Genomic DNA, 10,895 nt, shown 5'->3' with positions numbered 1-10,895 from the left:
GGGGGGGGGGCGGTCCCGGGTCTGCATCGCACCGCTGCGCGCTGCGCCGCATCCGGGACGACGACGGAGCGGGCCGGGAGCGGTCCCGGGTCTGCGGCGCGTCATTGCATGCCGCGCCGCGCCCGGGACGACGGGACTTCGTAATCCCTAATCCCTAATCCCCGATCCCCGACTCCTCATCCCTTTTCCCGTCGTCGCTTTTGCAATCTGGCGCGGGGCTTGCTTAATCTGGCGCGCCGTCGTCGGGATGCGGAAATGACGATTTCGCCGTGGCTGCTGCTGGGCGCCTTCCTGTTCGGCCTCGCCGCGGGCTGGCTGATCTGGGGCGGGCGCGGGCTGTTTCCGGACCGCGCCGGCGCCGCGCCGCCGGGCGAGGCGGGAGGGCTCGACGCGCTTGAGGCCGAGCTCGCCGCGGCGCGCGAACTCGCCGCGGCGGACGCGGCCGAGGCCGACGAGGCCGCCGCGCGCCTCGACGCTCTCGACGCCGCGCTCAAGCGCGCCAACGGCCGGCTTAAGCTGCTCCTGCGCGCGGCGGGACGGACATCGTCCGGGAGCTGAGCAACCCTGCGGCCTACTCCCCCGCGGCGGGCGCTCTTTCGGGCGCCGCCTTCTGCGTCGCCGTCCCTGCGCGCGGACGGCGAATATTGCCGAAGGCGCCGAGGAGGGGAAGGATCGCCGCGAGCGCGAGCAGCGAGGCGAGCAGAAACGACGCGCCCGGAAGACGAACCGGCGCGCCCTGCGGCAGGATCGTGATCCCGGCGATTTCGAACGGCTCGCCCGGCTCGTTGAAGGCGGCGAAGACCTGCGTCATCAGATAAGGCCCGACGATCATCGACACGCCCATGATCGAGCCCAGCGCGCCCTGCAATTCGCCCTGTGAATCGGCCGGCAGGGTGCGCGACATGATCCCCTGCAGGGCCGGCAGGGTGAAGCCCGCGAGCGCGCCGATCGGGATGAGGACGTAGACCATCCAGCCTTCGTTCACGAGTCCGTAGGCGGCGTAGATGACGACCGCCACGGCGAGGCCGAACAGCGCCGCCGCGCGCTCGCCGATCGCCGGAATGACGAGGCGCGCAAGGCCTCCCTGCACGATCGCCGCGGCGAGTCCCACCGCCATCAGCGAAAAGCCGATGTCGCGCGGCGACCAGTCGAAGCGCGCCTCGGCGTAATAGGCCCACACGGACGGAAAGGTCCAGTGCCCGACCTGGTAAAGAAAGATCGCGCCCGCGATCGGCAGAAGCGCCGGATACTGACGGAAATGCAGAAAATTGCCGAGCGCGTTGGCGCGCCGCCATTCGAAGGCGCGCCGGTTCTCAGGCTTCAGGGATTCAGGCAGGAAAAGGAATCCGTAGACGAGATTGCAAAAGCCGAGACCCGCCACGGCGAAGAAAGGCGCGCGGGGGCCCAACGCGTCGCCGATGATGCCGCCGAGGGCCGGGCCGATGATGAAGCCGAGTCCGAAGGCCGCGCCCATCAGGCCGAAATTCGCCGCGCGCTTTTCCGGCGGCGAAATGTCGGCGATGAAGGCGTTGGCGGTCGAGAAGGTCGCGGCGAGGGCGCCGGCGAGAATCCGCGCGAGCAGGAGAAAGCCGATGGTCGGCGCGAGCGCCATCAGCAGAAAATCGACCGAATAGGCAGCGAGCGAGCCGAGAACGACCGGCCGGCGCCCGAAACGGTCCGACAGCGCCCCCATCACCGGCGACATGAAGAACTGCATCACGGCGTAGACGAGGGTGAGCCGCCCGCCCCAGCGCGCGGCGTGGCTCAGATCCTCACCGGTGACGTCCATGATGAGCTGCGGCATCACCGGCATGACGACGCCGAAGCCGATCATGTTGATCAGCACGGTGATGAAGATGAACGCCAGCGCGTTGGCGCCGGCCGGTTTCGCGGCCATGCGTCAGATGTCCTTGTAATCCGGCGCAGGCGTCGCGCCCTCGATCGGCAGGATGTTGATGGCGGTGATCTGGTTGCGCCGTTTTCTCAGAATGCGGAACCGCATGCCGTGGAAGGAGAACGTCTGCCCCACGTCGGGAATCGACTGCGCTTCGTGGATGACGAGGCCGGCCACGGTCACGGCCTCCTCGTCGGGCAAGCTCCAGTCCATGGCGCGATTGAGATCGCGGATGGTCACGTCCCCGTCCACGGTGACCGATCCGTCCGCCTGAGGGCGCACGCCTTGCACGGGGCTGTCATATTCGTCCTCGATCTCGCCGACGATCTCCTCGAGGATGTCTTCGAGCGTGACGAGGCCCATGATCGCGCCGTATTCGTCGACCACGAGGGCGAAGTGCTCGCGCTTGCGCTTGAACGCGTCGAGCTGCTCCTGAAGGGTCGTGGTCTCCGGCGCGAAATAGGGCTTGCGCGCGATCGCGGCGAGGTCGATCGCCTCGGCCTTGCCTTCCGCGTCCCACAGGGCGCGCAGAAGATCCTTGGCGTGCAGCACGCCGATGATGTTGTCGGGATCGCCGCGATAGAGCGGCAGGCGCGTGTGCCGGCTCTTGAGCGCGGCCGCGATCACTTCGTCGGCCGGCCGGGTCACGTCGAGCATCTCGATCGACTTGCGGTGGATCATGATCTCCTCGATGCGGATTTCATCGAGGTCGAGCGCGCCGCGGATGAGGTCGCGCGCCTCGCGGTCGACGCGCCCCTCGACATGGTGCAGGTCGATCGCGCCGCGCAGCTCCTCGCTCGCGGACAGCACCGCGCTGTCCTTGTCGACGTCGACGCCGACGAGGCGCAAGGCGCCGCGCACGATGAGCTGAACGACGCGGGTCACGGGCGCGAACACGAAGACGATCCAGCGCATGACCGGCGCGACGAGCATCGCGAAGCCGTCGGACCGCGCGATGGCGAGGGTCTTGGGCGCGACCTCGGCGAAGATTACGACGAGCGTCGTCATCACGATGGTCGCGATCGCGACGGCGCCTTCGCCGAGCAACCGGATGAACAGGCTCGTCGCCAGCGCCGAGGCGAGAATGTTGACGAGATTGTTGCCGAGCAGGATCGCGCCGATCAGCCGCTCGCGGTCGCGGATGAGCCGGTTGACGGCGGCCGCGGCGCGGTCGCCGTCGGTCTCCAGCTTGTGCATGCGCGCGCGCGAGGTTGCGGTCAGCGCCGTCTCCGAACCGGAGAAAAAGGCCGACATCATCAGCAGCAGAACGATTCCGCCGGCCGTAAGCCAGGCCGACGCGTCAAGGGGAGGCATGGCGGTCCTCTATGGTCGCTCAGGCGGGAATTTTTTCCTCCAGAAAGGCGAGGATGGAATCGGCGTCCGCGTTCTCTGCGATATAGGCCTTTCCGATTCCGCGCGCGAGGATGAGGGCGAGCCGGCCGGCCGCGACTTTCTTGTCCTGGCGCATGCGGGCCAGCAGCGCCTCGGCCGCGACGCCGTGCAGCGCGGGAATGTCGCAGACGCCCGCCGGCAGGCCGACGCGCTTCAAGTGCCGCTTCAGGCGCGCGGCGTCCTCGCGGGGACAGTCGCCGAGCCGGACCGAGTAATCGAAGGCGAGCCCCATGCCGGCGGCGACCGCCTCGCCATGCAGCAGCGTCTCGCCATAGCCGACGGCGGCTTCGAGCGCGTGTCCGAAGGTATGGCCGAGATTGAGAAGCGCGCGCTCGCCCGTCTCGCGCTCGTCGCGGGCGACGATGGCGGCCTTCATCGCGCAGGCGGTCTTCACCGCATGAGCCCGCGCGGCGCGGTCGCCGGCGAGCAACGCCTCGCCGTTCTCTTCGAGCCAGGCGAAGAACGCCGCGTCCCCGAGCGCGGCGTATTTGACGACCTCGGCGTAGCCTGCGCGCAGCTCGCGCGCAGGCAGCGTGTCGAGCGCGGCGAGGTCGGCGAGCACGACGACAGGCTGGTGAAACGCGCCGACGAGATTCTTCCCCTGCGGAAGATTGACTCCGGTCTTGCCGCCGACGGCGCTGTCGACCTGGGCGAGCAGGCTCGTCGGAATCTGCGCGAAACGGCAGCCCCGGCGCAGGATCGCCGCGGCGAAGCCGGCGATGTCGCCGACGACGCCGCCGCCGAAGGCGATGACAAGATCGCCGCGGTCGACCTCGAGCTCGACGAGGCGTTCGAGCAGCCATTCGAGCCGCGCCATGGACTTCGTCGCCTCGCCGGGGGGCAGCGCCACGGTCTCGGCGCTTATTCCGTAGGCGGAAAGTCCTTTCATCAGGCGCGGGCCCTGGGCGGCGAGCACGGTCTCGTCGGTGACGATCGCGGCGCGCGGGCGCTTCAGATGCGCCGTCAGATGCGCGCCGGCGCTTTCCAGAAGCGTCGCGCCGATAAGAATGTCGTAGGCGCGCGGGCCGAGACCGACGGTCAGCTTGTCCGGAGAGCTCATGAGGCGGTTCTTTCTACGCCGAGATGCTCGGCGATGGCGTCGAGAATGAGGGCGACCGTCGCGGCGTGGGGGCCGGGCTGGCTGTCCACGGCGATGTCGGCCTGCGCGTAATAGGGCGCGCGTTCGGCCAGAAGCCGCTCGATCACCGCGCGCGGGTCGCCCTCGCGCAGGAGCGGGCGGGTGTCGCGCCGAGCGGCGCGCCGCGCCAGGGTCTCGGCGTCGGCGCGGATCCAGACCGTGATCGCGCGCTCCTTGAGGAGCCGGCGCGTGCCGGGATCGACGACCGCTCCCCCGCCGGTGGCGAGCACGTGCGGGGGCCCGGCGAGCAGCCGCGCGATCACCTGCGCCTCGCCGCGGCGGAAGCTTTCCTCCCCATGCAGGGCGAAAAGGTCCGACACCGACATGCCGGCGGCCTTTTCGATCTCCGCATCGGCGTCGCAAAAGGGCAGCGCGAGCCGCGCGGCCAGCCGCCGGCCGACGGTGGTTTTCCCCGCGCCCATCATGCCGACGAGAGCCACCGTGCGGTCGACCTTGAGCGCGGGCGGGCGGGTTCGCCGGTTTTTCGCAGCCGCATTCATGGCCTTATCGTGTAGGGGAGGCGGCGCGCGAACGCCAGCGGGCGCGCGCGGTTTCGTCCGGGCGCGAGCGCGGCTACACTGGCGCGCCGATTCGAGACGGACACAGGAGCTTCCCGGATGCGATTCATGTTGATTCTGGTCGGCGTCGTCCTGGCGGCGCTCGCCGGACTCTTTATCTACGGCCAGCTTCTGGAGCCGGAAACCCGCCTGATCGAGCAGGAGGCGATTCTCTCCAATGGCTGAGATGGAGCCCGCTTCCGTGAGCCCCGGTTCTTCGGCGATCCCCCCTGAAAAAGGGAGGCGGGGGGGCGTCGCAGCGATCGTCCTCGCCCTCGCGGCCGCCTTCGGCGCAGGGCAAGCCGTTCCCGCCGTCGCCCAGGTCGCGCCGCCCGCGCCGGTGGAGGCGACGCCGCTCGCGCGCGACGCGTTCGCCACGGGCCTGCTGTCGCGCGGCGACGGGGCGCTTGCGCCCGGTCTGTGGCGCGGCGCGCGCGCCGACACGCTGGCGGCCCTGCTCGACCTCGCGCCGCGCCGGCCGGCCAGCCCGGCGATCGGCGAGGCGATGCGGCGCGTGCTGCTCAGCGCCGGCGACGCGCCGCCGGGCGCGACGTCGGCCCTCGGCGGGCGCAAGCTCCTCGCGCTCGCCCGCGCCGGCTTCGTCGAGGAGGCGCGCACGATCGCAAGCCTGTCGAGCGCGCCTCGGGGCGATCCTTATGTCGGCCAGGCGCTCGCCGTCGCCGATCTGCTCGAAGGCCGGCCCGAAGAGGCCTGCCGGCGCAATGCGGGCCTTTCCTCGGGGCGCGACGAGATCTTCTGGGTGAAGCTGCGGGTGCTCTGCTACGCGCTGGCCGGCGAGCGCGACGCGGCGGAGCTCACCTTCGACATCCTGCGCGAGCGCGGCGCGGTCGAGCCGGCCGACGAGCCGTTTTTTCTGGCGCTGACGACGGGCGCCGCGCCGAAGACGCCGCCGGCGCCGGAAAACGCGCTGCATCTGGCCGCGCTGCGCCAGCTCGCCCTGCCGCTCGCGCCGGAGCTGCTCGGGCGCGCGGACGCCGGCGTGCTGAGGGCCGTCGCGCGCGACGAGAGCGCGGACATCGCCACCCGCGCCGCCGCGGCGCGCATGGCCGCGGCGATGGGCGTGATGTCGCGCGAGGCGCTCGCCGCCGTCTACGCCGCCGCGCCGGTCGACGTCGCCGAGGTCGCGCAGGCGGCGGACCGCGCCCGCGCCCGCCCGGATGATCCGATGACGGATATTCTGCTCTATCAGTCCGTCGCGCAGATGAACGCGCCGGAGTTCCTGCGCGACAAGGCCGCGCGCATCGCGCTGGCGCTCGATGCGGCGAACACGTTCCCGCGCGCCTATGCGGCCTCCCTTCTTTATGCGGAGGACATTCGCGCGCTCGAAGGCGCGCTCGTCGCGCCGTCAGAAGCGGCCGCTTTCGCGCTGGCGCGCATGGCGGCCGGCGACGGCGAGGGCGCGGCGGGCTGGCTTTCGGCCATGCTGGGAACGGGCGGGCTCGCCGGCCTCGCCGAAGAGCAGGCGATGGCCTTCATCGACCTGGCGAGCCTGCTCGCCGCGCTCGATCCGGCTGCGGCGCGCCGGATCGCCGATCAGGCCGGCGTCGTTCTCGACGATCCGATGGCCCGCGCCCGCGCGGCCCGGGCCGGCGCGCCGGCCCATGGCGAGCCCGAGACGCTCGCGCGCGTTCTCGAAGCCGCCTTCGAAGCGGCGCGCGCGGACATTCCGGGCCAGGCGGGCCTCGCCGCGCTCGCCGCCTCGCGCGCGGCTTCGGGCGGCGATCCGCTGGCGCAGGTGATCGTCGCCCAGTCCCTGCGCGCGGCGGGCCTTGAGGATCTGCGCCGGCGGCTCGCTTTCGAGACGGCGTGGAAGGCGCGCTTCGCCGCGCCCGCGCCGGCCGGCGAGACCCGGACCGCCGCCGCCGAACAGGACGACGGCGAGGAGGGGCTCACGCCGCGTCTCAAGCCGCGCAAGCGGCCCTGAAGGCGCGCCCGTGGCCCCCTCCGCCGCACACGCGCCGCGCGGGCCGGAGGCCGGCCTCATCGCGCTCTTTCTCGAAATGATGGCCGTCGAGCGGGCGGCCGCGCCAAGCACGCTCAAGAATTACGGCCGCGACCTTCAGCGCTTCGAGGCGTTCGCCAGGGCGCGCGGCGAAACCCTGGAAACGGCGGGCGCGGACGACATCGCCGCCTTTCTCGCCGCGCTCGAAGCGGAAGGAATCGCCGCCTCCACCGCGGCGCTGAAAGTCTCGGCGCTGCGCCAGTTCTACCAGTTTCTGTATACGGAAGGTCTGCGCGGCGACAATCCGACCCGCGCGATCGACCGCCCGCGCGCGAAGCGCCCGCTGCCCAGGACCCTGACCGCCGAAGAGACGGCGCGGCTGATGGCGGCCGCGGCCGAGGGCGGGGCGGCGAAGGCGCTGCGCCTCAAGGCCATGGTCGAGACGCTCTATGGGGCGGGCCTGCGGGTCTCCGAGCTCGTCCGCCTGCCGCTCGCGGCCTTCCGGCCGGGCCAGCCCTTTCTCCTCGTCAAGGGCAAGGGCGGCAAGGAGCGGCTCGCCCCGCTCGGCGGCGCGGCGGCGGCCGCGCTCGAGGACTATCTCGCCGTGCGCGCGCGGTTCCTCGCAAAGGGCGCGCCGGCCTGCGCGCGCGGGTTTCTTTTTCCCTCGCGCGGGAAGACCGGCCATCTCACCGCGGCGCGCTTCGCCCAGATGCTCAAGGAGCTCGCCGTCAGGGCCGGGATCGAGCCGTCGCGCCTGTCGCCGCACGTCCTGCGCCACGCCTTCGCCACCCATCTTCTCGAAGGCGGGGCGGATCTCAGAAGCGTCCAGCAGATGCTCGGCCACGCCGACATCACGACTACCCAGATCTACACCCACGTCGCCCGCGACCGGCTGAGGGAGGTCGTGTTCACGTTGCATCCCTTGGCTGGGAAGGGATTAGGGACTAGGGATTAGGGACTAGGGAATGAAGAATAGGGAAGAAGAGCCTGCGTCGTCCCGGATGCTGCGCGGCATGAAATGCCGCGCTGCTGGTCCGGGACCGTTTGCGGCGGAACTCCGCGCCTGCCGCGCACGATCCCGGGTCTGCATTGCATCATCAAGGATGCTGCAATGCGCCCGGGATGACGCATGTTTCTCAATCCCATTCGCCATTCCCTAATCCCTAGTCCCTAGGCTCCAGTTCCTGATACCCGGTCCCTCCCATGCGCACCTATCTCGAATTCGAACAACCCATCGCCGAGCTGGAAGGCCGGATCGCCGACCTCAAGCAGATGGACGGCGTGAACGTCTCGGAGGAGGTCCAGAAGCTCCAGGCCAAGGCCGACCAGCTTCTCGCCGACACCTACGCCAGGCTCACCCGCTGGCAGAAGACGCAGGTCGCGCGCCACGCCGCCCGGCCGCATTTCTCCGACTACGTCAAGTATCTGGTCGAGGACTTCACCCCGCTCGCCGGCGACCGCCGCTTCGGCGAGGACGCGGCGATTCTCGGCGGGCCGGCGCGCTTCCGCGGCCGCTCCATCATGCTGATCGGCCATGAAAAGGGCTCGGACACCGCAAGCCGGGTGAAGCACAATTTCGGCATGGCCTCGCCGGAAGGCTATCGCAAGGCGATGCGGCTGATGGACATGGCCGAGCGCTTCCATCTGCCGGTGGTCGCCCTCGTGGACACGCCCGGCGCCTATCCGGGCCGCGGCGCGGAGGAACGCGGCCAGGCCGAGGCGATCGCGTCGTGCACGGAAAAATGCCTCTCGCTCGGCGCGCCGCTCGTCTCCACGATCGTCGGCGAGGGCGGCTCGGGCGGGGCGGTGGCGCTCGCCGCGGCGAACAAGGTGCTGATGCTCGAGCACGCGGTGTATTCGGTGATCTCGCCCGAGGGCTGCGCCTCGATCCTGTGGAAGGACGCCGCCGGCAAGGGCGAATCGAAAGCCCCCGAAGCGGCCGAAGCGATGAAGGTCGCGGCGCAGGATCTTCTGGAGCTCGGCGTCATCGACGCAATCGTGCCCGAGCCCCTGGGCGGCGCCCATCGCGACATTCCGCTTACGGTCGAACGGCTCGGCGACGCGGTCGAGACCGCGATCCACGAGCTCGAAGGCATGAGCCCGGACGAGCTGCGCGCCCATCGCCGGCGCAAATTCCTTGAGATCGGCCGCGCCGGGCTCGCGTGAGCCTTTGCGGCCGCGTTTTCAGCTTCTCTGCAACGATTTTCACGATCCGATCCAGGTCCTGTCGGGCTGCGGCGTTGCGCGCGCAACATACTGAAAATAAACATATAATTTTCAAAACGCCCTTGCCCTAGGCAAGGGCTGGCCAAAGCGTCCAAAAGCGCGTTTAATGCATAAATTACAAAAATTTGCAATCGAGGGAGCGAAACCCCATGCAGGAGCGGCCCGCGCTCGGCTTCTGGCGCATCTGGAACATGTGCTTCGGCTTTTTCGGCATCCAGATCGGCTTCGGCCTCCAGAACGCCAATGTCAGCCGGATCTTCCAGACTCTCGGGGCGGAGGTGGACGCGCTGCCGATCCTGTGGATCGCCGCGCCGCTCACGGGCCTTCTGGTGCAGCCGATCATCGGCCATATGAGCGACAAGACCTGGGGCCGGCTGGGGCGTCGGCGGCCCTATTTCTTCTATGGCGCGCTGGCGACGACGGCGGCCCTCGTTGTAATGCCCAATTCGCCCGCGCTGTGGGTCGCGGCCGGCATGCTGTGGATCATGGACGCCTCGATCAACGTCACGATGGAGCCGTTCCGCGCCTTCGTCGGCGACATGCTGCCGCAGCGCCAGCGCGTGACCGGCTACGCCATGCAGAGCTTTTTCATCGGCGCGGGCGCGGTGCTGGCCTCCGCTCTGCCGTGGATGCTGACCAACTGGTTTTCGGCGAGCAATGTCGCGCCGGCCGGCGAAGTCCCCGACTCGGTCCGGCTCGCCTTTTATCTGGGCGCGGCGTTTCTGTGCGGCTCGGTCATGTGGACCGTGTTCACGACGCGCGAATACTCTCCGGAGGAGATGCGCCGCTTCGAGGCGGCCGAAGCGGCGCGGGACGCGGCAGGGGCGGGGGGCGAGGCGGCCGGGCCCGCGCGCGCCGCGCCGGGCGCGGCCCGCTTCATCCGCTACGGGCTCGTCTGGCTCGCCGCGGGCGCGGGGCTCACGGGCGCGATCGTCCGCTTCGGCCTTGAGAAGGAGCTTTACGTTCTCGGCGTCGGCGCGACGGTCTTCGGACTGCTTCAGCTGCTCGCCGCGGCGCTGAAACGCGTCGGGCGCGCGGCGAACGCCTTTTCCGAGATCATGGATGATCTTTACCTGATGCCGCGGACGATGAAGCAGCTCGCCGTGGTGCAGTTCTTCTCCTGGTTCGCGCTCTTCTCGATGTGGATCTACGCGACCTCCGCCGTGACCGCCCATCACTACGGCGCGCGCGATCCGGCCTCGCTCGCCTATAATCAGGGCGCGGACTGGGTGGGCGTCCTCTTCGCCGCCTATAACGGCGTCGCCGCGCTCGCCGCCTTCGCCATTCCCGCGCTCGCCGCGCGCACGGGCCGCAAGGGCGCGCACGCCGTCTGCCTTCTGCTCGGCGGGGCGGGGCTCGGCTCGTTCCTGCTCATTCGCGACCCGTCGCTTCTGTGGATTTCGATGATCGGGGTGGGCGTCGCCTGGGCTTCCATTCTTTCCACGCCCTATGCGATTCTCTCCGGCGCCGTGCCGGGACGGAAGATGGGCGTCTATATGGGCATCTTCAATTTCTTCATCGTGCTGCCGCAGCTTGCGGCGGCGAGCATTCTGGGGCTTCTCGTGCGCGGCTTGTTCGGAGGCGAATCGATTTACGCGCTGGCGCTCGGAGGGCTCGCCATGGCGCTGGCCGCGGCGGCGACTCTTTTCGTGGACGATCCGGCGGGCGCGGCGATTCGGGCGCGCAGGCGCGCCGCGCCGGCGCTCGGCGCCGGCGGTTAGACGG

The 10,895-nt window shown here is 70.1% G+C and carries 10 protein-coding genes; 6 read left to right on the top strand and 4 right to left on the bottom strand.

From position 1 onward, the window contains the following. Positions 1 to 255 precede the first annotated feature (255 nt). Positions 256 to 558, top strand: a complete 303-nt coding sequence (locus CHB64_RS10890; protein WP_089412648.1) for a hypothetical protein — start codon at positions 256 to 258, stop codon at positions 556 to 558. 13 nt (positions 559 to 571) lie between these two features. Here CHB64_RS10890 and CHB64_RS10885 read toward each other — a convergent pair whose 3' ends face one another. Genes CHB64_RS10885 through CHB64_RS10870 form a run of 4 tightly spaced genes read right to left on the bottom strand, consistent with a single transcriptional unit; the run spans position 572 to position 4,924 of the window. After that, positions 572 to 1,897 carry a TCR/Tet family MFS transporter gene (locus tag CHB64_RS10885; protein WP_089412647.1) on the bottom strand — a complete coding sequence of 442 codons (1,326 nt, stop codon included), beginning with the start codon at positions 1,895 to 1,897 and terminating at the stop codon, positions 572 to 574. A 3-nt stretch (positions 1,898 to 1,900) separates the two neighbouring features. Beyond that, entirely contained in the window at positions 1,901 to 3,208 is a 1,308-nt protein-coding gene (locus tag CHB64_RS10880) for an HlyC/CorC family transporter (protein WP_089412646.1), read from the bottom strand. A 19-nt stretch (positions 3,209 to 3,227) separates the two neighbouring features. Continuing rightward, positions 3,228 to 4,346 carry a 3-dehydroquinate synthase gene (gene aroB / locus CHB64_RS10875; RefSeq protein ID WP_089412645.1) on the bottom strand — a complete coding sequence of 373 codons (1,119 nt, stop codon included), beginning with the start codon at positions 4,344 to 4,346 and terminating at the stop codon, positions 3,228 to 3,230. Then, complete coding sequence (locus tag CHB64_RS10870) at positions 4,343 to 4,924, bottom strand: shikimate kinase (protein WP_089412644.1); 582 nt, start codon at positions 4,922 to 4,924, stop codon at positions 4,343 to 4,345. Before CHB64_RS10870 ends, aroB begins: the two co-directional genes overlap by 4 nt. 117 nt (positions 4,925 to 5,041) lie before the next feature. Between CHB64_RS10870 and CHB64_RS15630 the strand changes: the two genes are divergently transcribed. From CHB64_RS15630 to CHB64_RS10850, 5 genes are all read left to right on the top strand, one after another. Next, entirely contained in the window at positions 5,042 to 5,167 is a 126-nt protein-coding gene (locus CHB64_RS15630; RefSeq protein ID WP_260167666.1) for a hypothetical protein, read from the top strand. 16 nt (positions 5,168 to 5,183) lie between these two features. Continuing rightward, positions 5,184 to 6,926, top strand: coding sequence for a hypothetical protein (locus CHB64_RS10865; protein ID WP_143266006.1), 1,743 nt, complete (start codon positions 5,184 to 5,186; stop codon positions 6,924 to 6,926). A gap of 10 nt (positions 6,927 to 6,936) precedes the next feature. Further along, the gene (locus CHB64_RS10860) at positions 6,937 to 7,899 is read left to right on the top strand and encodes a tyrosine recombinase (protein WP_200815329.1); all 963 of its coding nucleotides are present in this window, start codon (positions 6,937 to 6,939) and stop codon (positions 7,897 to 7,899) included. Positions 7,900 to 8,147: 248 nt separating this feature from the next. Next, positions 8,148 to 9,110 (top strand): acetyl-CoA carboxylase carboxyltransferase subunit alpha, encoded by a 963-nt coding sequence (locus CHB64_RS10855; RefSeq protein ID WP_089412642.1) that lies wholly within the window; start codon positions 8,148 to 8,150, stop codon positions 9,108 to 9,110. Positions 9,111 to 9,319: 209 nt separating this feature from the next. Next, on the top strand, positions 9,320 to 10,891 hold the full coding sequence (locus CHB64_RS10850; RefSeq protein WP_089412641.1) for an MFS transporter: 1,572 nt from the start codon (positions 9,320 to 9,322) through the stop codon (positions 10,889 to 10,891). Positions 10,892 to 10,895 lie beyond the last annotated feature (4 nt).

The sequence above is a fragment of the Amphiplicatus metriothermophilus genome (genome assembly GCF_900199215.1).
GTDB classification, from domain to species: domain Bacteria; phylum Pseudomonadota; class Alphaproteobacteria; order Caulobacterales; family Parvularculaceae; genus Amphiplicatus; species Amphiplicatus metriothermophilus.
This window is presented reverse-complemented; position numbering and strand designations above follow the sequence as displayed.